Origin of the sequence: Candidatus Methanogranum gryphiswaldense (genome assembly GCA_019262145.1) — an archaeon.
Taxonomy (GTDB): Archaea; Thermoplasmatota; Thermoplasmata; order Methanomassiliicoccales; family Methanomethylophilaceae; genus Methanogranum; species Methanogranum gryphiswaldense.
In genome coordinates this window covers 1,067,656-1,094,284 of sequence record CP076745.1, presented here as the reverse complement: position 1 = coordinate 1,094,284, position 26,629 = coordinate 1,067,656, and the positions used below count along the sequence as shown (strand labels likewise).

Sequence of the window (26,629 nt, the reverse complement as noted above, 5' to 3'; positions counted from 1 at the left end):
AGGCCATTGACGTCTATGGAAGTTCCAATTGAGATCTCAGATCTAATGACAAAGTGCATAAAATGTGGCTTGTGTCAAGATAATTGTCCATCATTACGCTATGGTGGATGCGATCCCATGGCCGTAATGTCAGGAGAGGATGGCAATGTTGTAAAATGCATTGGCTGTGGCGAATGTTCCAGATCATGTGATTTCACGGACCCTACTTACGTGATGCATTTTATGAGGTCAAAGGCACTTGGTTCGAAGGTTCCTGATATTTTTCTTAGGACAGGGTTTGTGTTGCCGCAATCAGATGTTTCACGTTCTGAGCTTAAACCACAATGGGAAGGGAACAACTATTTGATGTCAGGTTGCACCGTTGAAAGTAAGGCGCCTTTTTTGATCTATGCGGCCACATTGGCTTTGAACTCGGTAGGGGAAGGATGTCAGGAGTTGCCTAAGAATTCATGTTGTACATATCCAATTCCTTTCAGACAGCTCACTGAGAAAGAGAGGGATGCATACAAGCATGAGATCGGCAATTCCTCGGCAGGCAAGAACATAATAACAATATGTCCTGGATGTGACGCAGAATTGAATCGGTCCGGTGTATATGCCATAAATTTTGTGAATCTAATGGTCAAACATGCGGATAAGATACAAGTTTTGAAAAGTACAACATTGAAGGTAGCGATCGAACCAGGATGCCATTACGATACAATATATGACGATCTTGTCAAGATCGTAAAGGCAACGGGCGTCGAATATATCGAAAATAAGTTCGGATGCTGTGGGAAGTCCATCCCAGTGGTCTCAGAAGGATTGATGAAGGAGAGACAAAAGGAGATGGAAGGTGCAGATGTTGTCATTGTTGCATGTCCAATGTGTTTTTCCAGATATGATTTGGTTTCTAATGGCATCCCCGTGCTCCACATCGTAGAACTTATCGCTATGGCCGCTGGAGATAATTCTACCTTGAAATATCATAACATCAAGTTGAAGATCTGAGTTCTTCCTTTGGCCGTTGCAAGTTATTTATAAAATAACAGTAATCGAGTGTGTGCTTACTTAGAGTAAGAGGTAATCGAATGAAGGCATTATACAACGATGGCAGAGTAGAGGAATGTGAAGATGAACTTAAGGTTCTCAGGCACACTACTGCGCATGTCCTAGCACAGGCAGTAAAAAGGCTCTACCCCGAGACTAAGTTGGCCATCGGACCCGCCATCGATGACGGTTTTTACTACGATTTTGATAAAAACGGAGGATTCTCACAGGAGGATCTGGATGCAGTAGAGGAAGAGATGAAGAAGATCATCAAAGAGAATTTGAAGATCGAGACATATCCCCTTCCCAGAGAAGAAGCATTGAAATATCTGGCAGACAAGGGAGAGATCTACAAGGTGGAGCTTGTAAGGGACCTTCCAGAGGATGCTAGGATAACATTCTACAAACAGGGAGAGTTCGTCGATCTCTGTGCTGGCCCTCATCTTTTGTACACAAAAGGGGTCAAGGCATTCAAACTTACGACACTCGCAGGCGCATATTGGCGTGGAAGCGAGAAGAACAAGATGCTGTCCAGGATATATGGTACGGCATTTGAAAGTAAGGATAAATTGGAAGCATACCTCAACATGCTTGAAGAGGCAAAGAAGAGGGACCACCGTAAACTCGGAAAGGAATTGGGGATCTTTGCATTGATGGATGAAGGTCCTGGATTTCCATTCTTCCTTCCTAAAGGAACGATCCTGAAGAACACCTTGATGAGCTATTGGAGAGAACTTCACACAAGGGAAGGGTACAAGGAGATATGCACCCCCATGATGCTCAGCAAGGAGCTTTGGGAGACCTCAGGTCACTGGGACCATTACAAGGACAACATGTACACGACGCTCATCGATGATCAGGAGTTCTGTGTGAAGCCGATGAATTGTCCTGGTTGCATATTGGTTTACAAGAACGAGCCCCACTCATACAGGGAGTTGCCCATCAGGATGGGGGAGTTCGGATTGGTCCACAGGCACGAGAGGTCAGGAACACTCCACGGATTGTTTAGGGTCAGATGCTTTACTCAGGATGATGCGCACATCTTCATGATGCAAGATCAGATCATAGATGAGATCAAAGGTGTGGTAAGGCTTGTGGACGAGGTTTATTCCAAATTCGGGTTCAAATACCATGTCGAGCTTTCCACAAGGCCTGAGAACAGCATGGGAAGTGATGAGGACTGGGAGAACGCTACAAATGGTCTCATACATGCTCTCGAGGCATCCAATCTGAAATATACTGTCAATGAAGGCGACGGTGCATTCTATGGACCTAAGATCGATTTCCATCTGGAGGATACGATCGGAAGGACCTGGCAATGCGGTACGATACAGCTGGACTTCCAGATGCCGCAGAGATTTGAAATGTCATACACCGGTGCCGATGGCGAGAAGCACAGGCCGATAATGGTCCACAGAGTGATATATGGGTCCATTGAGAGATTCATAGGCATTTTGATAGAACATTATGCAGGAAGGTTCCCTACATGGTTAGCTCCGGTTCAGGTCAAGGTCCTTTCGGTTTCCGAGAAATCTTATGATTATGCAAAGCAGATAGCGGATAAATGCAAAGTCGCTGGCATAAGGGTAGAGCTCGACAACAGAGAGGAAAAGATCGGATACAAGATCCGTGAGGCTCAACTCGAGAAGGCACCATACATGCTCATCATCGGGGAGAAAGAGACCGAAAATGGAAATTCTGTGTCAGTCAGGAGCAGAGACAAAGGCGATCTGGGAAGCATGCTGACTGATGATTTCATCGTTCAGGTCAAGAAAGAGGATTCCGAAAGGATTAGCTGAAACTCAACGGGGGCCAGCCCCCATTTAAAATCTTTTTCAATATTTCCCCATTGTTTTTGAGTACATTCAGCGAGTTTGATCTTATTTTGCCTATTCTGTTTAACGATCGAAACTCATTATGAACGCATCGATCTCATTTTTTGATATGCAGAAGTGGGAGTCTTTTACTACTTTAGAAACGTTATTTTCCATTATGGCCTTGAAAAGCACATCTTTGGTGCAATTGCATACAGAGATCTTTCCCAACACGCATCTGACAACGTTGAACATCATGCGATGGCAGATGTCCTCTATCTGGACTCCGCCATGGATAAAATTATTGCGTTGATAATATAATTGAGATATCAGACGTTTCATGTCCCGGTACATATCTGGATCATGTTCCGACAATAGTCTTGATGAGAAAACTGCTATCTTTTTGGTCCCAGATGGCCTTCCATTTCTTCCTCTTGTCTCAATTTCTATGATTTGAGTATCTTTGGTGTTGGAGGATTTGTCTATGTATTCGTCCATCCATTTACGATACATCTCCATCGCCACCATAAGATTCATGAATGCGGTCTGAGGGTTCTCTATCCTGTAAGCTTCTCTGTAGAAGTCAAGTAATTCAGGTAAGAAGCCATCCCATTCCGGGTTATTGTATTGTTCAGAGAATTTTGTAAAGAATGAGGAAAGTTCACATCTTTCATGATCATTGAGTGAGAATCTAGGAAATTTCATTGATTCTTCATTAAATGTTTCCATGCATCTGCGACAATAAGTGTGCGAGCCCCCATCTACGATCATGGTCAGACCTGCACCTAGAGATGACAATTTGAAAAGTCTTAATGCATCTATAGCAATTATTGTCTCAGAAATATCCTTTGAAGTGTTCTTAGAATATAGAAATGTGAATTTTTCATTCTTTTTGTAGAGTTTTCTATCATCATCGTCTATGAACTGTGAATCGAAAAGAGTGAATATATCATTAGTATCATCAACAGAACATATTGTCATCTCACCCATATGGATCGCTTCAGCCGAAGGATCAATGCTGCTGAGAAGTATGTATGTTCCATCATTCATTGGTCTGGTAATTGGTGAAGGTGTAAATATACGGAGCATATCGCAATGACATGAATGTAGGCAGCCGTCCTTTAAGGAAAACAGTTGTTTTCTTTTTAGCGGTCACTATCATGGCATTGGGTGTAATCCTGTCCACCAAGGCGGTTCTGGGAACATCCCCGATATCATCCATACCTTATGTTCTCAGTCTTGGCATTCATATGAGCATCGGATTGACAATGTTCATCATCAATCTTATAATGGTGGCGTTTGGGATCTTAATGATGGGTCGTTTGTATAAGCCCATATATCTTTTTCAGATAGTCATGGTCGTAATGTTCAGTGCATTATGTGATGTTTTTTCGTATATTGTTGATTGGATCGTGTTGACAAATTACATCGTACAATGGGGTATGGTCATATTGGCAGCCGTTGTTCTTTCTTTTGGAATAAGTTTGGAGCTTGCCGCGAATGTAACGATGATGCCTGGTGAGTATCTGGTAAGTTTCGTGTCAATAAGGACAGGGGTAGAGTTTGGAAAGGTCAAGGTGTTGTTCGATATCACCATGATATCAATAGCGATCGTTGCTTCGTTCTTTTTCTTCGGTGCTTTGAACGGCATTCGTGAAGGAACAATATTTGCCGCGGTATCTATCGGATTTATCGTTCGTTTCTTTACTAAATTTTTGAAGGATAGCGGATTTTACGATTGGCTAGGTCATAAAGATATCTCGATGATCAGGAATGTGAAGACACCAGAAGAACTTCAATGAATATCTAAATTTCATTTACGATATTCATGTATAATTGTTTTTTTTACATCAGGTTACAATATTTTCTCGCATATCGGGCAGCATTCCGTATTTTTTTATTGTTAACTAATTGATCATTTTGTTTGAAATTTAATAATGATTAATAATTATTTCATTTAATATAGTTTAATATTATTAACATCTATGCAATATTTTAATAATATAAATCAAAATATGCTATTGATGAGGATAGTATCTACAAAGGTCAGGGCCATCAGGATAATATCGATCTCCGGATCGATTGAAAGAATGGCGATACAAAGTGGCGTTGATGTTATACATCATATGTTTTTTGTTCCTTTGATCAAAGTAGAGATGGAAGAACAAATCGCAGAGGAATGGCACGGTATCACGTATCAGAGCTCTGTCGAAAGGCCTCAGGTATTATTTTTAGAGCGTGGCAATATCTCAAATTTAGAATTATTTATATCTTGTTTAACAGATATTCCAGACATATTATTGAGCGTTATTATAATGGAAAGTAAAGGCGGCTCTGTTCTTAATTATGTGTGGGATGGAATGTTTGTAAAGGATAGTTATTGCATGTTTGATCCTCCAACAGATTGTCACAGCTTTGAAAATAAATGCAACAATGAATTAGAGTGTCGGACCCATGTATCGAGGCCATCTAAGATCTTAATAATGATCAGAAAGGTTACGAAACAAGGATTCGGCACTCTAAATTCTAAAAATCATGTATCTGTTCGCATGATATATTCGATTCATAGTGAAAATAAAGATCGTTTATGTGCTCGTTCAAAAGTAGTTTTAAGGATCACAGATGGTCATTATGTAGCTTCTTGAATTGTAATTTTTTTATTTTTTGTTTTATTTATTCATTTTTGTAACATGCAATAACAATAAGCTTATTATAATTCCTACTACTTCTATGGGAATTGTATGAAACAAGACGGCGTACAGAACGCGAAACCTGTATACTTGGATAATGCGGCTACAACAGCGGTCGATCCTGAGGTTTTGGAAGCCATGCTTCCCTACTTCATCGAGGCATCGGCAAACCCTTCGAGTCTTCATATAGCGGCTAAAAGGGCAAGAGATGCATGCAATGCAGCACGCCATTCAATAGCTCATTTGATCAATGCAAAAGATGAAGAGATCTTTTTTACATCTGGAGGTTCTGAATCCGACAACTGGGCCTTAAAGTCGATTGCCTACACGCAGAAATCAAAAGGAAATCATATCATTGTGACAAAGATAGAGCATCATGCAATCATAAATACATGTAAATTCCTCGAAAAAAATGGTATTGAAGTAACGTATCTGGATGTTGATAAATACGGACGCGTAGATCCTAAGGATGTTGAGAGGGCGATACGTCCTGGAACGATACTCATTTCTGTCATGTTCGCCAACAATGAAATCGGGACGATCGAACCGATAAAAGAAATAGGGGTCATTGCAAAAAAGCACGGCATTTTGTTTCACACAGATGCCGTACAAGCCTTCGGTCAAATACCAATCGATGTCAATGAAATGAACATCGATCTGTTGAGTGCCAGTGGTCATAAGGTCTATGGTCCGAAAGGCGTAGGCATCCTGTATATCAGGAAAGGAATAAGGATGGAACCTTTGATTCACGGAGGGGCCCAGGAATGGGGTCAGCGTGCAGGGACATCCAATGTTCCAGGCATTGTAGGAATGGGAAAGGCGGCAGAGATCGCCGAGAGGGACATGTCCAAGAAGGTGGCTCATGAGGTCAAGATTAGGGATCACGTCATAGGTCGCATTCTCTCTGAGATACCATACAGCAGTCTTAATGGTCATAGAACCGAAAGATTGCCCGGTAATGTCAATATAAGTTTTCAATTCGTTGAAGGTGAGAGCGTGTTGATGTCCATGAGCCAAAAGGGGATATGTGTCTCCACAGGGTCCGCATGTGCATCCGGTTCCTTGGATCCATCACATGTGTTGCTTGCGATAGGTCTCCCACATGAGGGGGCCCACGGTTCAATAAGAATAACCATCTCTTCGACCACAACATTTGAAGAGGTAGATTATGCCGTGGATGTGTTGAAAGCATCGGTAGAGAGGTTGAGATCACTATCACCTTTGTACGATGATTTCGTTAAGAAGGAGGTTACTAAAGATGTATGACGGCGAATATAGCGAGAAGGTCATCGACCATTTTACAAATCCACGTAATGTGGGCGAGATCGCAAATGCAAGCGGTGTAGGAACTGTCGGTAACGCGAAGTGCGGAGATATAATGCGCATATTCTTGGATATTGATGAGAATCAGATAATCCGGGATTGCAAATTCAAGACGTTTGGTTGCGGAGCGGCAGTAGCTACAAGTAGCATGGCGACAGAGATGATAAAGGGTAAAACGGTGCAAGAGGCACTGGAATTGACAAATGTCGCCGTTATGCAAGCTTTGGGAGGACTTCCGCAGATAAAGATCCACTGTTCACTTCTTGCAGAAGAGGCGGTGCATGCTGCATTATGGGACTATGCTGAAAAAAATGGTATCGTCATCGAGGGTCTAAAGAAACCAAAGACTGATATAAATGATGAAGAAATCGCATGTTCCAGATAAGTTGAATTTATAATAGTTACAGTAATAAAAAATTAGGATATGATATAATGAGCAAGATATATTCAGGGGTAGCAGAACTCGTCGGCAATACACCGTTGGTAGAGTTCGGTAACATAGCGAAAGCACACGGCAGCAAAGCCAGAATATTAGCCAAATTAGAGATGTTCAATCCTTCTGGGTCTGTAAAGGATAGGATAGCGCTATCCATGGTAGAGGCTGCAGAGAAGCAAGGCGCAATAAAGAAAGGTGGAACGTTGATAGAGCCCACTTCCGGAAACACTGGAATAGGACTTGCCGCCATTGGTGCCGCTAGAGGTTACAAGGTCATATTGACCATGCCAGAAACAATGTCTATAGAAAGAAGGCAGATGATAGCCGCATATGGTGCGGATATCGTGTTGACCGATGGCACAAAAGGAATGAAAGGGGCCATTGACAAGGCAAATCAACTTGCAAAAGAGATACCGAATAGTATAATTCCAGGTCAATTCGTCAATCAGGCGAATCCAGAGACCCACAGGAAGACAACAGGTCCTGAGATATGGAAGGATACGGGCGGAAAGGTAGACATTCTGGTAGCAGGAGTAGGTACTGGCGGTACCATCACCGGTGCTGGAGAATATCTTAGATCAAAGAATCCTGATCTAAAGATCATTGCAGTGGAGCCAAAAGATTCACCTGTACTTTCCGAAGGTCGCGCAGGTCCACACAAGATACAAGGTATCGGTGCCGGATTTGTTCCAGAAGTACTTGACACGAAGATATACAATGAGGTGATCGCGGTGAAGGACACCGACGCATTCGTTGTTGGAAAAGAAGTGGCACGTGCAGAAGGTGTGCTTGTTGGGATATCATCAGGTGCAGCTCTTTGGGCAGCACTGGAAGTTGCATCCAGAAAAGAGAATGAGGGCAAGACCATAGTAGTGATACTTCCTGATAACGGAGACAGATATCTTTCGACGCCTTTGTTCAATTGAGAATATTTGGATCAATATATCATGTTGTTACTGAGTAGTCTACAAAAAAGCAACGATCTTTCAAACTATTTACGATCTCACGGGAGAAGGGAGAATATAGATGGATTCAAAAGAGTTGGAGAACGCGGTCATATCGACCATTCAGGAAACACAGGTGAAATTGGGTCTCGCTAAGGGAGCTGTTTCACTTTACATTCCTTTGGACAGTCTATTTTCTCCCGACGGGATCTGTAATGGATCGAATGAGATATTGGATGAGTTCATGGAGGACTCGAAGGAACGGCTTGGTAAAGTCGAGTGTTCCATTTTGGACAACAGGGTAAGAATAATAGTGCCTGAAGAAGGATGCAGATATGTCAGCACTCTTCCTGTTAGTCCTGTTCTGAAGGTATTTGTGGATTCTGTTCTTGAACATGTGGAAACCAAAGAATTGAAGGCAAGGTTACAGAATATCTCAGCAGATTGCATATGGAAGGACATAGAAGGAGAAGAGTTCGATTCTGTTGTATATTTCAAGGATGGCACAGACCCTTATGTGTATTGCATAACTACAGAGTGTGGACATTTGACATATCATAGGTTCTCAAGAGAGGACTATTCAAAATTAGGATTTGTACGTATATGAAAATTTCAGACATCTCGATGGAAACAAAAATAGCAAGGGTGTAAAGTAATGTCAAAGCTGATATCTACGAAAGGAAGGTACGCCATGCGTTTGATGCTTGATATTGCACTCTACCAAAAGGACGGCGCGATCAAGATCAAGGACATATCCGATAGGCAGGATATCTCACCAAAGTATCTTGAGGCGATAATTTCGAGTCTTAACCGTGCGGGGTTTGTCAGAAGTGTAAGAGGACCTCAGGGTGGATATGTGTTGACTAGAAGACCTGAAGAATACACAGTGGGCAGCATAATTAGGGCAGTCGAAGGAGATCTTTCGATAGTGCCATGTGTAAAGGAAGGCTTGGAGTATTGTGACAGATTCGAGAATTGCACAACAGTGAAACTGTGGACCAAGATAGATGATGCAATGTCCTCAGTCATAGACAATATAACGCTTGCCGATCTGATCTCGTGGGAAAGGGCGGGCAACGTCATACAGATCGATATTTGATTGTAATGGGCTTAGATTGTTTTGTTTCAATCGACAAACAGGATATCTGTTTTTATTTTGATAATGATAAATAATTGTTGATCACAGATCTACCATATTCGGTTAATCCATAAATGCGCCATTTTTTCCTAGGAGAATTTGATATTAGACCTGCTTCTTCCAATATATTTAGATGATATGATAGTTTAGAGTCTGTTGTATCTGTTATTTCCTTCAATATGCAGGGGCACAAATCAGATATCAGAAGTGCGTGTATTATCTGTAGACGTATCGGATCGGATAGGGCTTTGAAGGTCATTGATTCATTGACCAATTCTTCTTTTTTTGGGACACGTTTCTTTATTTCCTTGAGACCTCCGTTGAGACACATAATCTCCTCCATTTCTGTTGGAAGGTCTATTATATTCGAACAACAAGTTTCTTTAACGCACTCTTTTTTTGTCATCTTATTCTCCATTTCATACGTAAATTGTCCAAACCTGTCGACTTGAATATTGTGCAAACATGTTTCTTTTCAGGAACACGACTGAGAATATATTTATACCGAGAATATCATTTCAATATTATTTGAAATATGGTAGGGAAGAGATATGGTCGGTTCGAACAGTAATGCAAGATCCAACGGGAGTTTAAAAGTTTCAGAAAGATTGCCCTTTCTAAGCAGATATCTTACAATTTGGATATTCGTAGCAATGGCCCTCGGTATAGGGCTAGGCATACTAATTCCAGGTTTAGCTGATTTCATAGGTTCTCTTAGTATCGGTACGACGTCCATACCTTTGGCCATCGGTCTGATATTGATGATGTATCCGCCTCTTGCCAAAGTGAAGTATGAGGAACTTGGAAAGGTCACCCATATGCCAGGAGCGAAGAAGATGTTCTCCACGTCCTTATTCTTGAATTATGTAGTGGGGCCTTTTCTGATGTTCGCTCTGGCATGGATATTCCTTCCAGATATGCCAGAGTATCGTATAGGTGTCATAATTGTTGGTATCGCCAGATGCATAGCCATGGTGCTGGTGTGGAACGAATTGGCCAAGGGAGACAACGAATATGCAGCTATACTTGTTGCAATAAATTCTGTGTTCCAGATAATAATGTTCTCCTTCTATGCTTATTTCTTGATAGCAGTGTTATCGGATTTCATCTCGCCAGGTTCCGGAGTGGATGTAGAGATATCGATGGCATCCATAGCCATAAGTGTGTTGATCTATCTTGGGATACCATTCTTTTCTGGCATAGCTACAAGGTACCTGTTGAGGCCCCGCATGGGCAAGGAATGGTATGATGATAAATTCATGCCTATCGCCGGAAAGATCTCCTTGCTTGCCCTTTTGTTCACGATAGTGATAATGTTCTCTCTTAAGAGTGATTACATTGTGCAATTGCCGGTCGATGTGATCAGGATCGCTATACCCCTGCTTTGCTATTTTGCGATAATGTTCCTTTTGTCATTCGGCCTATCATGGCGTTTCAAATTTGATTATCCGCATGCAGCAGCACAATCGTTCACCGCTTCCAGTAACAATTTCGAACTCGCTATCGCAGTTGCAGTCGGAGTGTTCGGTATCAGTTCAGGAGTGGCTTTCGCAGCGGTTATAGGCCCTCTTGTAGAGGTGCCGGTAATGATAGGATTCGTTCATCTGTCGTTGTATTTCCAAAGGAAATACTATGACAGTGAAGGACATGTAAAAAGGATCGATAATAAAAAGGGCAGATGCAGAGAATCGTAATAGATCAAATAAAAATTGATAAAAAATACAGATATTGAAGGTAAAGGAGAGATAATAATGGTAATAGCAGCAGTGGATTTCTATGGGTTGTCACCTGACGATATAGTGAAATATTTGCCAGGTAAGGATTGCGGCGGATGCGGGCATGTTGATTGTCTGGCATTTGCAAAAGCTTTGAGCGAAGGTACTGTGAAAACAGAGCAATGTCCTGAGATGGCATTGATGATGATGGAATCACTTGGGGGTCCTCTTTCCATAAGATTGGAAGTGCGCGAGGCCGATTATTCTATGAGCGTGATACCAGAGACACTGATAGAGATAAATTCTCCAACAGCCGATTCGCCTGTGATAGTAACAGGTAATTGCACGGTAACTCATTATGTTCTCAAGTTGATCTTCAGAAATGCCCCGGATGTAAGTGTATGGATCGTGCCAACGGATACCAAGGGATTCACCATCGATCATGCCGCCATCATGCATGTCATGACGCCAGCTACGGTAATGAAAGGAATTACAACATCAGGTATCGCCAATAAAGTGACCGGACGCACAATAATACTGCCTGGACTTTGTGAAGGGATAGAGCGTCAGGTAGAGATGATCACGAAATGGAAAACGGTCGTCGGTCCAAAAAGTGGTTTCGAACTTCCGGCGTATTTGACATTGGGTGAGTATAAAGATTGAACTTTTTTCAATTAATTGGACAGATCAATATGAAGATAGCATTCATCTGCGTACACAATTCCTGCAGAAGCCAAATAGCCGAGGCGATCGGCAATTCGTTATCAGATGGAAGTTTTACATGTTATTCTGCAGGATCAGAACCTTCAGAATGCATCGATCCGGATGCTGTGCGTCATTTGAAGGAGATATTCGGAATTCAAATGACCGATAAGCAATTCCCAAAACTGATATCCGATCTGCCTCCCGTGGATGTTGTGGTCACAATGGGTTGCGGTGTAACTTGTCCGTATATGCCGTGCAAAAGAAGAGTTGCATGGAATATTCCAGATCCCAAAGGCATCTCCGATCAAAAATACGTGGAAGTCATTACTTTGATTGAAGGCAAGGTCAAGGAATTATTGAATTCAGATCTTAAGATGGGGGTTTGAGATATGGCCAATGTAATTGTAAACATGAGAGTTTGTGGAAAAACACATAGGATCACAACTAATATGCGGGAGGACGGAGACATTGACATATCGATCGAATCGGATTGTCCCAAGGTAAAAGCCTATGGGGAACGTTTGAAAACATTATCAATAGTAGATATAACAGATCTGGAGGCCAGTAAGGTGAATACCAGAGATATGAGGGGAGATATGTCTTTGACCTGTCTCGTTCCAACAGGTGTCATGAACGCGGCTTGGTTGGAAATGGGGATGCTTTCAAAAAATATGGTCAAGAAGATCGAAAGGAACGACATTGTTTTCGTGGATGAGAAAGGCGAATTGCTCTGACATCAAGATCAATTTTAAGTTAACATCTAATAAAGTAGACTGCGTGGTCTCAGTACACATTTTTATTCTTTAAAGTCAGTAGCAATCAATCGGAGAGTGTATGTAAATGGGATTATTCAGTAGAAAGAACGAGGGTAGATGTGAAGGTCATGCAAATGATGATGCCTATGTGAAAGTGCTTGGAACCGGATGTTTGAAATGTAAACAGTTGGAATCCAATGCTAAAGAAGCAGTCAAGCTATCTGGAAAGGATTTTGAGGTCGGCCACGTAACAGACATCAACGAGATAGCTAGATATGGCGTTATGGTCACGCCTGCTCTAGTGATAGGCAAGGATATAGTATCTGTGGGCAAGGTCCTTAGTACACAGGAAATCGTGGAACTGATAAGCAAAGGTGAGAAAAAATGACAAGAATGTTGGAGGAGTTCTTTCCTGAATTCACAGAGATGTTGGACGATATGGATGATATGTATCGTGAAAAAAGATCTATTGACGAAAAAACTTACCAGTTCATATGTTTTGCATTGTCCATAAAGTCCAGGAGCGCACCATGTGTGAGAAAGCATTTCAAGGGTGCCTTAGAAGCAGGAGCTACAGTCAAGGAATTGAATTACATATTGGCATTGGTGATGCGTGAATCAGCGGGTGCTGATGACTGTTGGACACATGACGTCCTTAAAGATTGGCAAGATCTCATCGCTGGGAATGTCAAATGCGGTTGTATCAAATGATCTTGTTGCAGATCCAAATTTTAAATTAAATTCAAAGCAGAAAAACAAGTTCTGCTTTGATATTTAATAAATTTTTATCATTATATGTCATATCGTGCGTTGTGATCGCCGATCAAATAGGGTTCATATCATTTTGGAATTCTGATCAATTAAATAGTTTGTAAAAAGGTTTTTAAATTTTATTGGCAACGACCTTCAAGCTTTCTACTGGGAGACCTTGATATTGTACCTTACTTATTTTTTTGTCTTCTAAAATGTTATCTAGGTGGAATCCTGCTTGTTTTATCAGGTTCAGATAATCATTTTTAAGGATGGCCCCGCCAACACACCCTGTGATAAGGTCCTTGTCGTTTCTTTGTTCTTCAGTGAGTTCTTCTAATAGGACCATGTCAGAGATGTACATTTTGCCGTTATCTTTCAAGACCCTGTACGCTTCCTTGAAGACGTTCAGTTTATTTGGTACAAGATTTATGACACAGTTGCTAAGTATGATGTCGATCGAGTTGTCATCAACAGGGAGTTTTTCAATATCCCCATATCTGAATTCTACGTTGGTAATACCATTTTCTTTTGCATTACGTTCGGCCTTTTTAATCATCTCTGGTGTAAAATCAACACCAATGACCTTACCTGAATTTCCAACACGACGGGCTGCGAGGAATGCATCCATGCCTGCCCCGCTGCCGAGATCAAGGACAATGTGGCCTTCTTTGATATTGCCTAGCGCTCCAGGATTCCCGCATCCTAGTCCTAGATTGGACCCGGGTAGGACCTTTAACTCATCCTCAGAATATCCTACGGATGCGGAAAGTTTCATGGGATCATACGAATCGCTACAGCAGCTGTTTCCACAACCACATGGGACGTCTGATACTGCGATCTTACCATATCTTTCCTTTACAGATTCTTTGACGAACTGTTCTCTGTCATTTACAATACAATCGCAGTCGCAGTCCAATTCTTCAATTCCGATCTTTAGAAGGAGGGATCTCATTTCTTCATCATTTATGCTGTAAATATTGTTCCTGCCATGTTTTGTGTTCTTAATTATACCTGCTTCTGTAAGTATCTTAAGATGTCTAGAGATGGTGGTCTGATCCTTATCGCTGATCTTATCAAAATTACATGCGCAATAATCTTTCTTTAGCAGATAACCTACAATATTCAATCTGGTTTCGTCTCCTAAAGCTTTGAAGAACTTTGCATTTATTAGGTTCATAATAATTGTATATATGTACATATATACATACATTGCTATTAATTTATAATATTTTTAGATATAAATTTTGATTATGTTATGGCCCCATATATCATTCCTGCAATGGTAGCCATGATGACCACGAGTATCCAGTAAGTAAGGGTTTTTTTCAGTCCTATTATTTTGTACAATACGGCTATTGATGGCAGACTGGTTGTCGGTCCGCTGAGCAAAAGTGCCAACGCCGGTCCACTAGCCATGGCACCGGTTGTGTATCCGAAAACACCCCCGATTATCGGGACCTCCATCAAGGTCGGCATGTAAATTACGGCGCCTATCAAAGAGGCAAGGAAAGTGGAGCCTAAACTGTTGCTACCGAGATAAGGGGCAAATGTTTCCGGAGGAACAAAATAAGCAAACACTCCAACAATAAATGTTCCAATTATCAATATGGGGAATATCTTCTTTGTGAGCATCCATGTTTCTGTTCCCCATTCTGTGACCTGGTCTCTTGTGAAATAATAGATCAATATCACAGCTATCAATATCGTGAATATGTATACGATCGGTAGTTTGATCATCCAATCCAAGGACGACGCTCCAAAGATCAATATGCCTACAAGTAACGCAAAGAATATTGGTATCACCCATTTAGGTCTTGGTACAGATTCGTCTGAAACCGAGAATGGATCTGGCCCTATACTTTCTTCTTTTTCCTTTTCGCTTTTTTTGAAAAGGAACGCCATTATAAGTCCAACCACTATGGATAGAGAAATGGCAGCTACAGCTCTGGCCACTCCGATATTAAAACCTAGTACCTGTGCGGTGTAGATGATGGCCAATACATTTATGGCTGGGCCAGCAAATAGGAAAGTGATCGCAGGCCCTAAACCTGCACCTTTTTTATATATGCCAGCAAAGAGCGGTAGTATCGTACAACTGCACACTGCCAATAGAGTACCTGAAACAGATGCTACAGAATAGGATTTGTATTTTGATACTTTAGGTCCAAGATATTTTATCACTGAGTCTTTTTTGATTAATGCAGCGATGGCTCCGGCAATAAAGAATGCTGGGATCAGACATGTGATCACATGTTCAGCTAGATAGCTTATCACGTATTCCAATCCGCTGTTCAGGGCATCAAAGAGAATATTTAGGGCCATTTTAATCCTTAACAGGTATTGAAGGGCTAATCTTATATTTCAATTTTTCTTGAAATGTACTTTTATTCAATTAATCGATTAGTAAATCATATTTATGATTGTGGATTATTTAGATTGTTTATACTTAAGATGATACAGTATTATGTTGTATAAATGACAATAAAAATAGCTTTTCATCATTCTTTGTTGTCTCTTACTACTGCAGACATTACCAATGCTGCGATACAGAGTACAATAGATATGATTAGTGTAAAGACAAAACCGTCAAGGAATGTATCTGGTGGAAGGTCTTTAAAATCAGTATTTCCTGAACCGGTATAGAGCACGAACATCATTGCGTAAAGTGCTGTGCCAACAGCACATCCGATGTAGATGGCCTCGCTCATCAAAGATGATCCTATTTCACGACTTTCATTGACAGTTTTTTCAACAATGCGACTTGCCATAGCACCTCCGCATGTGGCCCATGTAAGCCCCATTAGAATCAAAGCAATGATCAGCGGTATCACCTCTTTGTAAGGTGAGAATATGGCCCAAAAAACACAGGCAAGCAATAATAAAAAACAAGAAATGATGCTGAATATCCTTCTTCCTATGAAATCAGATTTTCTTGAGAAAGGAACGACAAATATCAGTGTCACGATCGATGGTATTAGCAGGTAGACTCCGCTCATGGATGAAGATAAATTCAAGTTGATCTCTAGGTAGAACGGTATAAGATACAATATTCCCATGTATACGAGGTTAACAATAAGGAATGAAATAAAAACAAAGTTGAAATCCCTATTTTTAAAAACACGCACGTTAAGAAGAGGATTCTTTCTTCTAAGTTCTAGATAAATGAATGCTCCTATCATTACGGCGAAAAGTATTGCCGCTATCATTGATGTTATGAATTCCCCTTCGTAACAGAATCTTTGAAGTGCATATATTCCGAATACGATCATGAGAAGGAAGGCCAGGGCTCCTGCCAGATCTATATGTTTTTTAATTCTGGGAGCATCTTTTGGTATTGCCAATAGTATTATTGGCAACACGATGATCGCTATTGGTATGTTAATAAAAAATACCCAATGCCAGGACAATGCATCTATTATGAATCCGCCTAGGGCAGGTCCAGTAGCATAACCGATCGAGCAACCTAATGTCATGGCGCCGAGTGCAAGGCCTAACTTATTTGCTGGCAGATATCTCACGCACATCATCGGCATTGCAGCGCTCATCATTGCTGCACCTGTACCTTGCAATATCCTTGAGATAAGGATCATTGAGATGGAATCAGATAATCCACAGAACAGAGAACTTACAGTGAACAAGATGAGTCCAAGGATCAATATTGTCTTTACTGCATTATTATTGGCTATTCTTCCGAAAAGAAGTATTGTTCCCGCCAGCATCATAAAGTACGATACGGTAACCCAAGATATCGTTCCTGTATCTGTGCCCATTTCAGCCGCTAAGGTTGGAAGAGCGATGTTTACGATACTTCCATCCATTCCGTCAATAAGGGCTACGAATATTGCCACGAATAGTATCAACAGATGTTTTTTATCTATTCCGTGAGCAAAATTATGCATATTCCTAGAATATGGTACTGTTATTTTATTTTATACAACCAACTAACGTGTTTTTTATTTTGAATGTAAGACAAAAAGTCTTGTATTTTACCATGGAGGATAAAAAAAATAATTGATAGAATTGTTGTTCAACAATACATATTAAATAGATATGTTTTGTATGCATTAATGGAGATAATGCAATGAGCAACCATACACACATCGAGTCTGCGTTAATTCATGGAGGCATTAGCGGAGATGAGAGAACAGGTGCGGTGAATGTTCCGATATATCAGACATCAACGTATCAACAACAGGGTCTCGGGATCAATAAAGGATATGAGTATTCGAGAACCGGGAACCCTACGAGAGACGCATTAGAATCATTAATATCGGAACTCGAGAACGGTACCGCGGGTTTTGCATTCGCATCAGGCATGGCCGCCATAACTGCGGTTTTAAGTCTATTCAAATCTGGAGACAGGATAATAATATCCAGTAATGTTTACGGTGGGACATTTCGTGTATTGGATAAGATATTCCTTAATTTTGGAATAAAATACTCGATCGAAGATACAACGGACCTCAAATCTTTGGATAAGAAGATAGGTCCTGATGTAAAAGCCATATTCATCGAGAGTCCAGCAAATCCTCTAATGTCAATTACAGACATAAAAGGAGTATCTGAAATAACAAAGAAGCATGGAATATACACAATTGTCGACAATACGTTCATGACACCTTATCTTCAGCGTCCTTTGGATCTCGGAGCAGATATTGTAGTACACAGTGCAACGAAATATCTCGGAGGCCATAGCGATCTAATCGCTGGCCTAGTGGTTGTAAATTCGAAAGAATTGGCAGACCGTATACATTTCATACAGAATGCAACAGGCGGCATACTTCAACCATTCGATTCTTTTCTACTCATAAGAGGGATCAAGACCCTGGCTGTTCGTATGGACCGTCATGTGGAGAATGCAAAGGCAGTTGTGGAATTCCTAAGATCCAATGATGCCGTGGAGAAAGTGTTCTATCCAGGAAGTCCAGATTTTCATGGCTACGATATAAATAAAAAACAGGCCAAGAACGGAGGGGCAATGCTGTCCTTTGAGTTAAAAGAGAATTACGATGTTAAAAAATTCTTCTCTTCACTCGAATTAATCGCACTTGCTGAAAGTCTTGGTGGTGTTGAATCCTTGATCTGCCATCCAGCAAGCATGACCCATGCATCTATCCCATATGACATACGTCAGAAGGTAGGGATAACTGAGGGGTTGATCCGTTTATCTGTTGGAATAGAGAACATTGGAGACATTACTTCTGATCTTCAGAATGCGATATATCTCAGCAAGAAGTGATCTTGATGCATTATTACAATTCTATGCAGGATATGATAGGGCACACCCCCCTTCTGAAATTAAATAATATGGACGTTCCAGACGGGGTGAACATATTTGCCAAATTGGAGTTATCCAATCCTGCTGGCAGTGTCAAAGATCGTGTAGGAATCTATATGATCAAGGATGCAGAGAAAAAAGGGTCTTTGAAACCAGGATATACAATAATAGAGGCAACAGCTGGGAACACAGGAATAGGTATAGCATTTGCAGCATTGAATCGCGGATATCATGTTATTTTTGTTGTACCTCTTAAGTTCTCAATGGAAAAACAAGTTTTGATGCGTGCCTTGGGTGCAGAGATAATAAATACGCCTCGTGAGGACGGTATGCAAGGAGCGACAAAAAAGGCAGATGAATTAAGGAAAGTACATCCTAATTCTATATCCTTGGAACAATTCAATAACATGAGCAATCCTCTTGCCCATTATGAGACAACAGGTCCAGAAATCTATGAGGATCTTGATGGACAAATAGATTATTTGGTAGCTGGGGCAGGTAGTGGTGGAACCTATTCCGGAGTTCTTAAGTATCTTAAAGAGAAAAATAAGAATATCAAAGGTGTCCTCGCAGATCCTGTCGGTTCTACGATTGGGGGAGGAGAACACGGAGATTATGATATCGAAGGTATTGGAAACGATTTTATTGCAAAAACAATGGATATGTCTTTGGTAGATCAAGTAATAAAGATCAACGATGAACAATCGTTTGGTATGTGCCGTGAACTTGCTAGACGTGAAGGTGTGTTTGCTGGATCTTCTTCAGGTGCAGCAATGTATGCTGCATTGGAACTCGCAAGAACAATTCATAAAGGGAACATTGTTGTAGTATTCCCCGATCGTGGGGATCGTTACATCAGTAAAAATCTTTATATTTGATGAGATGTGACAGGATGATCCCTGTCACATTATTATCATATGATGTAGACGTTAATTTCACGGTTTTTGTATTGATCCAATATATCTTGTATTGTGACACTTTTTAGATAATCGGAGATCACTTTGTTCAAGCCCTTCCAAACAGGTAGGGTCATACAGTATTCGCTGCGTGGGCAAGTGTTGTCTGGAGTATCAAGGCATGATACCAAGGTCATGCTTCCTTCTGTAAGACTAAGTATGTCCCAGACCGTATATTTATCTGGGGATCTAGCTAGCATATATCCTCCTTGATATCCGCGATTTGTCTTTAGCATATTAGAATTATTGAGAAGTGGCACTATCTGTTCTAAATACTTTTTTGATATCTCTTGTCTTTCAGCTATATCCTTTAACGCAATGAATCCTTGATCTTTGTGTTCGGCTAGGTCAAGTATCATACGTAATGCATATCTTCCTTTAGTTGATATTTTCAAATTTGCCACCAGTTTAAATTATTAAGGTCAATATGACCTATATAATAGATATATCTTAGAACTTATTATTTATAGGTATCATATAGGTTTACTATGATTATTTTTGCAATTCAATTAGGATATTACTTGTTTTTATGACAATATAAGAATATTTTTTTTTATCATCTTATTATTTATCAAATTTTAATTAAAAATATAAATATTATTTTTACTGGATATTATTATTTTTTGTAAATTAATTTGAATTAATATAATTCTTTTTTTCTTAAATGTTGTCATATTTTTAATTATTTTACTTTATTCTTAGTAAAATTTTCCTTAATAATTCTAATTATATTCTTTAATGAATATATTTAACAATTGTTTATTAATATTAACAATTGATACATTATATTGCGAAAGCATAGAGGACCAATAGCTCTCGATAAGGTGTATAACATGGTAAAAAAAATAAAGATCCAGAGTGGAAAATATTACGTATCCGTGGAATTAAAACAGCATTTTAGTTTCTGTTGTAAGAACATCGGTGTTTGTCGTTATTCATGTATCGAGAATTAATTTGATACTGATCGAATCGAAGAATATCTCAATCACTCATAAAAATGGGTCTTTGAGAATGTGATCAGTTGACTGATACATAGGTCCTTGAATTCTTAATGGACATTGTCCATTTTGTTTATCTGGGTCATATGAATAATATGAACTTTATTTAAACATTGAATTCACGAATGTGTCGAAAAATAATAAAAAAAGATCGAGGAAAGTAAATGTCAAAGGAAAAAATAATTGGAGAATTGACTGATTCCGTTGTGGAATTGAATTGGGTCCGTTCCAAAGCTGCGGCTGAGAGAGCACTTGAAGAGGAAATAGATCCAGTTGAAGCCATAAATGATGGATTGGTAAGAGGAATGTCAATTGTGAGCGAATTATTCGCGGCTCATAAATTGTTCCTTCCTCAGATATTAGCTGCGGCTAAGAGCATGTATGCTGGACTCGATGTCCTTCTTCCTGCTATTCCAGTGGAAGATCGTGTCAGCAGAAAAACATGCATAACCGCGGTCGTAGAGGGAGATGTTCATGATATCGGTAAAAACATTGTTAAAGCAATGTTGACAGCTGGCGGTTATTATGTTACCGATCTAGGAAAAGACGTCCCATCAGAATTGATCGCTGATGAAGCAAAGAGGCTTGGAATAAATGTGATCGCTCTTAGTACTATCATGACCCCTACATTGGATTACATGGGTGTGACAGTGGACGCATTGAAAGAGAACGGATATCGTAGTAAATGTAAGGTCACTATCGGAGGGCCTCCGACATCGAATTCGTTTGCGGAAGAGATAGGTGCAGACCACAGAGACATCAACGCACAAGATTGTGTATCTTGGTTAAAGAGGGTTCAGCAATGACAGAAATAACACATGCACAGAGAGCACTCGGTGCAATCAATAATGAAAAAATCGACAGATTACCAACATATCCAATAGCATGTGGTGTAAATAGGAAGCTTATTGGTAAAAATGGTGTTACATACAGAGAATGGGCCAGCGATCCAAAGCTGTATGCTGAGGCATTTATTCAGGGACAGAAACGTTTCGGATTTGATTTCGCTATTGGTTTGATGGACCTTTCAGTAATGGCTGGAGATCTTGGAGCAGGCGTGAAATTCGATGAGGAGAACACACCTTATGTGAACAGACCGATCATAAAATCTATCGAAGATTATGAGAAACTCGAGGTTCCTGATGTAAAAAAAGGAAGATCCAGAGTGATAATCGAGGGCACAAGGATAATCGCGGACAAGTTGAATGGTAAGGTAGTGACATCTGCATTCCTGGAAGGACCTCTACTTGCATTGTCACAGAGTGCCAGTGCGGAAAGATTATTCATGGATATGTTCACAGATCCTGCACCTGTTCATAAGGCACTCAAAGTAATGACAGAGTTTGATTCAGAGATCGTTAAAGAGATCGGACAGACCGGCGTTAATGGATTATGCTGGGACTATCTCTGGGGTAATTATTCTTGTTTGGGTGACGATGAGTACGGAGAGTTTGAAGGCGATGTATATGCAAAGAGGTTGAACCAGGAGACGAGGGATAATGGAATGGCTGTTGCCATACACAATTGCGCGGACCTTCCACATCTCGATACCCAGATCAATAAGTTCAAGCCTGCGATTTATTCAATGGCCTACTATCCGGATATCGAGGGATCGTTAACTGCTTCAGAGGTTATCGGTTCAGGATATGCGGACAATTGTCTCGTTGCAGGTAATATCGATCCTCAATTATTCCGTAGAGGGTCCGTTGAAACAATAACGAAGGTAACAAAAGATCTATGTCAAGAGGTCAAGACCGCTCTATGCAAACGTGGACTGAATTCCAGGTACTGTATCGCATCTGGTTGTGAGGTACCCCCTGACATAAATACAAAATTGGAAAACATCGAAGCAGTGGTCAAAACTGTGGAAAAATATGGAAGACTCGATTGAACGGGTTACATGAAAACATTTCAAACATATTAGTCGGGGTAATCCGTGATAAATGTGGATACCCCGACGCAATTGGTAAAGGGATACAGATGACAAATGGATATTACGAATCGATGAGGGCTCAAGACTTCTCATACAATACAACCGCATCAGTCAGAAAGTTTGACTGTCCATTCTGCGGATTTAGGTTCTCATTAGTTTATGCAAGGACGTTTGCATGCCAAGGGTGCTCAGAGGCAGCAAAGGGATGCCCCAAAGTTAGATGCAATAAATGCGACAATGAATTCCCAATCGGAGAATTTCCAGACATACAGAATGAGGCTCAACAGAGGTCGATTGCAGATCATATATGCAAAATTGTCTCTGAGAGGAACAGCGATCTAGGTGTAAAAGCTAACAGGTGATGTAGATGAGTTACGGATTAGGATTTGATACAGGCGGCACATATACGGATGCCGTTCTTGTGAACTTTGATACAGACATAATTGTAAGCAAATCAAAGGCGTTGACAACAAGGGAAGATCTTTCAATCGGAATAAGGAATGCGATATCTAATTTCGATAAGAAACTGTTCAAGGAGATATCAATCGTGTCTCTATCATCAACACTGGCAACAAATTCTATTGTTGAGGGTAAGGGGTGCAGAGTAGGATTGATATGCATAGATCGTAAGCCTGATAATCTTATAAATGTCGATCTTCACACGTGCATCAAGGGAAGACATAACATGTCAGGAACTGAGACTGAACCTTTGGATGAGAAGGCGGCTGAAGAGTTCCTGAGATCGATCAAAGGAAAGGTGGATGGGTTGGCCATCACAGGATATCTCAGTGTCAGGAATCCAGAGCACGAAAAACGTGTAAAGGAACTTGCGCAAGAGATATTAGACGTACCTGTGGTCTGTGGTCATGAACTTTCATCCACTTTAGGGTTCAATGAACGTACAGTTACTTCAGTAATGAATTCGCGTTTGATACCTATAATAAAAGAGTTGATAGCATCAGTCAACAAGGTTCTGCTTGAGAATGATATCAAAGCCCCTTTGATGATAGTTAAAGGGGACGGTTCTGTCATGAATGTGGATACAGCTGCAGAGAGGCCAATAGAGACCATTCTTTCAGGTCCTGCTGCAAGTCTAATAGGTGCAAAAAGGCTCACAGGCAAAGAAGATGCGATAATAATGGACATAGGTGGGACGACCACAGATATAGGCATATTGAGAAACGGCGTGCCCAGACTAGAAAAGGAAGGCGCTCTTATAAGTGGTGTGAGGACACGTGTGATGGCTGCTGAGATATCTACTTCAGGTATCGGAGGGGATAGTCGCATAGTTGTCAATGGTAACAGGGTTATACTTACGCCCATACGTGTAATACCCTTGTGCATAGCAGCTTCCAAATGGCCAAGTATAACCGATCATCTCAAGGTAGTATCAGAGAAGCCATCCCGTCCTTCACCAGAGTCTGTAGAGGTAAGCAACATCGTACAGGATATCGAATTCTTCGTCCTGACAAAGGATTATTCGGGCAGGAGCATATCAGATAATGATCTGAAATTCCTTGAATTCCTTAAGGATGGACCGCGTTCGCTCAGAGAGGCAAGTGAACAATTTGGAATTCAACCTTTATCTTTCAATGTTGTAAGGTTGGAAGAGCAGAGGATAATACAGAGGGTCGGGCTAACACCAACAGATCTGTTGCACGCAGAGAACAGTTATGTCCAGTATGATAGGGCCGCATCTGTTTTGGGTGTTGCATATCAGGCAGCAAAACTAAGGATAACCTCAGAGGAATTCATAAAGAAGGTCAAAGGACAGATAATCGATAAACTCTGCATTGAGCTCATGAAGAAACTGTTGATAGAGGATGTGGGAACAGAAGAGATCGATAAGACCGCAGAATCTTTGATATCAAAAGCAGTTTTGAATGGATCAGGTCCAGATTTTGCATGTTCTATTGTTTTGAACAAACCTATAATCGGCATAGGTGCTCCTGTCGGTGCATATCTGCCCGATGTGGCAAAGAGATTCCATACCGATTTGATAATACCTGAGTGTTCAGAAGTAGGAAATGCATTGGGTGCGATAACCGGTGGGATATCTGAGAGCCTTGACATATTGATCAAACCTCTTTCGGATGGAGACCCTGAGGTGACACCATGCACCGTGTTCACCAAATTTGGTAAATTCGATTTCGATAGTTATTTGGAAGGTACCAGATTTGCAAAGGAAAAAGGAGAGGAATACGTCTTTTTAGCTGCTGAGAGGTCTGGTGCAGAAGATATATGCATATCGTCCGAGTTCAAAGAAAAGAAATATTCTCTTGGTACAGATACAATGAGGGATATAATTTTGGAAACACAGGTCAAGATCACTGCGGTTGGAAAGCCTAAACAATTGAGAGTTTGATAAGTAAGATCCTCGGACGGGAGAAATTTTTTCCCGTCCGAAAAAACAGTTTAAAATTACATACTTCTAAGAATTAAGTAAGATTTTATTTCATTCGCATTCTGCTACCAATTTGTCCAGATAGATCTTTACATCTTCATCGTTCATTCCGATGGTCGGGAAGAATATAGGTAAATCATACTTGGAAGTGTCGATAGAGCGTATTGTATCGATGTCGGTACCCTTAACAAATCCAAGTATGCTTTTTGGATCATTAGGACGATCGTTCAGGATCTTAAGCTTGGGGTCGTAGTTCTTGAGTAAAGATACGTCTGCATCGCCTCTTATGAAAACCTTGCATCCACGTTTCATCATCAACCAAGCAGAAAGGACTCCACGGTCATCGTTAACTTCCGCCATTACATTACCTTGGCTTCCAAGTGGTAGTCCAGCGTGGCATTGTATGTATGAATCGAAAATGTATGTTTTATTGTCCCGAACCTCAATGTATATTTTTACATCCGGTTTGCTAAGATCTACCCTGATGTTTTTTTCTTTATTGGTCTCGTATATCGCTGAACCTGCCTCTCTTCCCACATCCATGCTAGTGTAGGGTTGTGTTCCTTCTCTTCTCGCCTTTACAGCAAAGGATTGATTCTCAGATATTCTGCTTATTGAGTATTCTGCGGCCTTTGAGCAGATCTCATCCATTTTCGTACCGCATACTTCAGTTATCGAGATCGATGCAATACCGAAGACCTTTTTCAAAGAACGGATTGCTCCATCGGTGTCATTCGACTCTACATAAAATCTAGCATTTCCCTTTTTGACCAATGCTTCTATACGGTCTGATGCAAGCATGGAGATTATCTTTCCCTTCAATTGGTTTTCAAATCTTGTTCTAACAGGCGTGCTTTTCAAACCTATTTCCGAATATCTTATTAGAACTATAGGCATAGTAGGACTTAACAATTGATAAGTATAAAGATTTTGCATTCATATCTTACAAATGATGTTATCTGCAGATGGTAATTTTTAGGTTGATAGACCAAAACATATTAAACCTATAAGTATTGTAAAGATAATACGGGCCATAAACGTGTGATATCAAACACAGGTAGCAGTCAAGTAAAGGTTGTAAATATGTCAGGAACAACTTCAAAATACGAATCTAACGAATACAAACAGATAAAATTCATATCATTGATTTCAGGAGGTATTGATTCTCCGGTCTCATCTTACATAATGACCAAAATGGGCGCAGAGGTTGTGCTACTACATATGGATAATCGTCCATTTGCCGATGATCGTGCGATAGAGAGAGTAAAAGAATTGGCAGTCAGACTTAGAGAGGTAACTGGACAAGAAATGCCGTTGTATTCTGCACCTCATGGCATTTCACAGGATATAATATCAAAGTCATGCGATCGCAATTACCAGTGCGTAATGTGTAAAAGAGCTATGCAAAGAACTGCAAAGATCCTTGGTACCGAACTTGGTTGCAGCGGTGTGATAATGGGAGATTCTTTGGGACAAGTAGCTTCGCAGACACTTAAGAATATACGTTCTGAAAATATAGAGCTTAATTACCCAGTCATCCGTCCCCTTATCGGTTATGATAAATTGGAAATTGAGGCCATAGCAAAAGAGATAGGAACATTTGATATTTCCATAAAACAGGTTTCAGGATGCACCATATTGCCTACTAATCCAATAACCGAAGCAAACCCAGAAAAAATTTACGTTTTTGATAAGTCGGTGCAACTTCAGTCACTAGCTGAAACAGCGGCAAGGAATACGATAAGGGTCAGTTGACCT

Annotated in this window: 29 protein-coding genes; 22 read left to right on the top strand and 7 right to left on the bottom strand. The window is 40.6% G+C overall.

What is annotated here, in order from left to right; genetic code table 11:
- Positions 1–15: 15 nt before the first annotated feature.
- Together KRP56_05560 and thrS are read left to right on the top strand one after the other, a co-directional pair.
- On the top strand, positions 16–990 hold the full coding sequence (locus KRP56_05560; protein UAL07306.1) for a (Fe-S)-binding protein: 975 nt from the start codon (positions 16–18) through the stop codon (positions 988–990).
- Positions 991–1,070: 80 nt separating this feature from the next.
- Positions 1,071–2,828 carry a threonine--tRNA ligase gene (gene thrS, locus KRP56_05555; protein ID UAL07305.1) on the top strand — a complete coding sequence of 586 codons (1,758 nt, stop codon included), beginning with the start codon at positions 1,071–1,073 and terminating at the stop codon, positions 2,826–2,828.
- A 99-nt stretch (positions 2,829–2,927) separates the two neighbouring features.
- Here thrS and KRP56_05550 read toward each other — a convergent pair whose 3' ends face one another.
- The gene (locus tag KRP56_05550; protein UAL07304.1) at positions 2,928–3,893 is read right to left on the bottom strand and encodes a hypothetical protein; all 966 of its coding nucleotides are present in this window, start codon (positions 3,891–3,893) and stop codon (positions 2,928–2,930) included.
- A gap of 50 nt (positions 3,894–3,943) precedes the next feature.
- Between KRP56_05550 and KRP56_05545 the strand changes: the two genes are divergently transcribed.
- From KRP56_05545 to KRP56_05515, 7 genes are all read left to right on the top strand, one after another.
- The gene (locus tag KRP56_05545; protein UAL07303.1) at positions 3,944–4,645 is read left to right on the top strand and encodes a DUF6198 family protein; all 702 of its coding nucleotides are present in this window, start codon (positions 3,944–3,946) and stop codon (positions 4,643–4,645) included.
- Between the two features lie 222 nt (positions 4,646–4,867).
- Entirely contained in the window at positions 4,868–5,488 is a 621-nt protein-coding gene (locus tag KRP56_05540; protein UAL07302.1) for a hypothetical protein, read from the top strand.
- 96 nt (positions 5,489–5,584) lie between these two features.
- Positions 5,585–6,799 (top strand): cysteine desulfurase NifS, encoded by a 1,215-nt coding sequence (nifS, locus tag KRP56_05535; GenBank protein ID UAL07301.1) that lies wholly within the window; start codon positions 5,585–5,587, stop codon positions 6,797–6,799.
- Positions 6,792–7,241 (top strand): Fe-S cluster assembly scaffold protein NifU, encoded by a 450-nt coding sequence (gene nifU / locus KRP56_05530; protein ID UAL07300.1) that lies wholly within the window; start codon positions 6,792–6,794, stop codon positions 7,239–7,241. The genes nifS and nifU overlap by 8 nt, the downstream gene beginning before the upstream one ends.
- A gap of 47 nt (positions 7,242–7,288) precedes the next feature.
- Complete coding sequence (gene cysK / locus KRP56_05525) at positions 7,289–8,218, top strand: cysteine synthase A (GenBank protein ID UAL07299.1); 930 nt, start codon at positions 7,289–7,291, stop codon at positions 8,216–8,218.
- 100 nt (positions 8,219–8,318) lie between these two features.
- Positions 8,319–8,843 (top strand): DUF3877 family protein, encoded by a 525-nt coding sequence (locus tag KRP56_05520; protein ID UAL07298.1) that lies wholly within the window; start codon positions 8,319–8,321, stop codon positions 8,841–8,843.
- Between the two features lie 48 nt (positions 8,844–8,891).
- The gene (locus tag KRP56_05515) at positions 8,892–9,335 is read left to right on the top strand and encodes an Rrf2 family transcriptional regulator (GenBank protein UAL07297.1); all 444 of its coding nucleotides are present in this window, start codon (positions 8,892–8,894) and stop codon (positions 9,333–9,335) included.
- A gap of 52 nt (positions 9,336–9,387) precedes the next feature.
- Here KRP56_05515 and KRP56_05510 read toward each other — a convergent pair whose 3' ends face one another.
- Positions 9,388–9,780: a metalloregulator ArsR/SmtB family transcription factor gene (locus KRP56_05510; protein UAL07296.1), complete on the bottom strand. Its 393-nt coding sequence runs from the start codon at positions 9,778–9,780 to the stop codon at positions 9,388–9,390.
- Positions 9,781–9,925: 145 nt separating this feature from the next.
- On the opposite strand from KRP56_05510, the gene arsB reads away from it, so the two are divergent.
- From arsB to KRP56_05480, 6 genes are all read left to right on the top strand, one after another.
- Positions 9,926–11,068 carry an ACR3 family arsenite efflux transporter gene (gene arsB, locus KRP56_05505; GenBank protein ID UAL07295.1) on the top strand — a complete coding sequence of 381 codons (1,143 nt, stop codon included), beginning with the start codon at positions 9,926–9,928 and terminating at the stop codon, positions 11,066–11,068.
- Between the two features lie 57 nt (positions 11,069–11,125).
- Positions 11,126–11,752 (top strand): hypothetical protein, encoded by a 627-nt coding sequence (locus KRP56_05500; GenBank protein ID UAL07294.1) that lies wholly within the window; start codon positions 11,126–11,128, stop codon positions 11,750–11,752.
- Positions 11,753–11,781: 29 nt separating this feature from the next.
- Positions 11,782–12,180, top strand: coding sequence for an arsenate reductase ArsC (locus KRP56_05495; GenBank protein UAL07293.1), 399 nt, complete (start codon positions 11,782–11,784; stop codon positions 12,178–12,180).
- Positions 12,181–12,183: 3 nt separating this feature from the next.
- On the top strand, positions 12,184–12,528 hold the full coding sequence (locus tag KRP56_05490; GenBank protein ID UAL07292.1) for a hypothetical protein: 345 nt from the start codon (positions 12,184–12,186) through the stop codon (positions 12,526–12,528).
- Positions 12,529–12,634: 106 nt separating this feature from the next.
- Complete coding sequence (locus tag KRP56_05485) at positions 12,635–12,937, top strand: thioredoxin family protein (protein ID UAL07291.1); 303 nt, start codon at positions 12,635–12,637, stop codon at positions 12,935–12,937.
- Positions 12,934–13,260, top strand: a complete 327-nt coding sequence (locus KRP56_05480) for a carboxymuconolactone decarboxylase family protein (protein UAL07290.1) — start codon at positions 12,934–12,936, stop codon at positions 13,258–13,260. Before KRP56_05485 ends, KRP56_05480 begins: the two co-directional genes overlap by 4 nt.
- A gap of 172 nt (positions 13,261–13,432) precedes the next feature.
- Here KRP56_05480 and arsM read toward each other — a convergent pair whose 3' ends face one another.
- From arsM to KRP56_05465, 3 genes are all read right to left on the bottom strand, one after another.
- Positions 13,433–14,479 (bottom strand): arsenite methyltransferase, encoded by a 1,047-nt coding sequence (gene arsM, locus KRP56_05475; GenBank protein ID UAL07289.1) that lies wholly within the window; start codon positions 14,477–14,479, stop codon positions 13,433–13,435.
- 71 nt (positions 14,480–14,550) lie between these two features.
- Positions 14,551–15,624, bottom strand: a complete 1,074-nt coding sequence (locus KRP56_05470) for a permease (GenBank protein UAL07288.1) — start codon at positions 15,622–15,624, stop codon at positions 14,551–14,553.
- Between the two features lie 176 nt (positions 15,625–15,800).
- Entirely contained in the window at positions 15,801–17,201 is a 1,401-nt protein-coding gene (locus tag KRP56_05465; GenBank protein ID UAL07287.1) for an MFS transporter, read from the bottom strand.
- 182 nt (positions 17,202–17,383) lie between these two features.
- On the opposite strand from KRP56_05465, the gene KRP56_05460 reads away from it, so the two are divergent.
- Complete coding sequence (locus KRP56_05460; GenBank protein ID UAL07286.1) at positions 17,384–18,541, top strand: PLP-dependent aspartate aminotransferase family protein; 1,158 nt, start codon at positions 17,384–17,386, stop codon at positions 18,539–18,541.
- A gap of 5 nt (positions 18,542–18,546) precedes the next feature.
- Positions 18,547–19,458 carry a cysteine synthase family protein gene (locus tag KRP56_05455; GenBank protein ID UAL07285.1) on the top strand — a complete coding sequence of 304 codons (912 nt, stop codon included), beginning with the start codon at positions 18,547–18,549 and terminating at the stop codon, positions 19,456–19,458.
- A 35-nt stretch (positions 19,459–19,493) separates the two neighbouring features.
- Here the strand turns inward: KRP56_05455 and KRP56_05450 are convergent, their stop codons facing one another.
- Entirely contained in the window at positions 19,494–19,895 is a 402-nt protein-coding gene (locus tag KRP56_05450) for an Rrf2 family transcriptional regulator (GenBank protein ID UAL07284.1), read from the bottom strand.
- 803 nt (positions 19,896–20,698) lie between these two features.
- Between KRP56_05450 and KRP56_05445 the strand changes: the two genes are divergently transcribed.
- The 4 genes from KRP56_05445 to KRP56_05430 all read left to right on the top strand — a co-directional run bounded on the left by KRP56_05445 (position 20,699) and on the right by KRP56_05430 (position 24,832).
- The gene (locus tag KRP56_05445) at positions 20,699–21,340 is read left to right on the top strand and encodes a cobalamin-dependent protein (protein UAL07283.1); all 642 of its coding nucleotides are present in this window, start codon (positions 20,699–20,701) and stop codon (positions 21,338–21,340) included.
- Positions 21,337–22,425 (top strand): uroporphyrinogen decarboxylase family protein, encoded by a 1,089-nt coding sequence (locus KRP56_05440; GenBank protein UAL07282.1) that lies wholly within the window; start codon positions 21,337–21,339, stop codon positions 22,423–22,425. Before KRP56_05445 ends, KRP56_05440 begins: the two co-directional genes overlap by 4 nt.
- Positions 22,426–22,514: 89 nt before the next feature.
- A complete protein-coding gene (locus KRP56_05435) occupies positions 22,515–22,829 on the top strand; it encodes a hypothetical protein (GenBank protein UAL07281.1) in 315 nt (104 codons plus the stop codon).
- A gap of 5 nt (positions 22,830–22,834) precedes the next feature.
- Positions 22,835–24,832, top strand: coding sequence for a hydantoinase/oxoprolinase family protein (locus tag KRP56_05430; protein UAL07280.1), 1,998 nt, complete (start codon positions 22,835–22,837; stop codon positions 24,830–24,832).
- Between the two features lie 90 nt (positions 24,833–24,922).
- Here the strand turns inward: KRP56_05430 and KRP56_05425 are convergent, their stop codons facing one another.
- Positions 24,923–25,768 (bottom strand): hypothetical protein, encoded by an 846-nt coding sequence (locus KRP56_05425; GenBank protein ID UAL07279.1) that lies wholly within the window; start codon positions 25,766–25,768, stop codon positions 24,923–24,925.
- A gap of 231 nt (positions 25,769–25,999) precedes the next feature.
- Between KRP56_05425 and KRP56_05420 the strand changes: the two genes are divergently transcribed.
- Positions 26,000–26,626 carry a tRNA 4-thiouridine(8) synthase ThiI gene (locus KRP56_05420; GenBank protein UAL08472.1) on the top strand — a complete coding sequence of 209 codons (627 nt, stop codon included), beginning with the start codon at positions 26,000–26,002 and terminating at the stop codon, positions 26,624–26,626.
- Positions 26,627–26,629 lie beyond the last annotated feature (3 nt).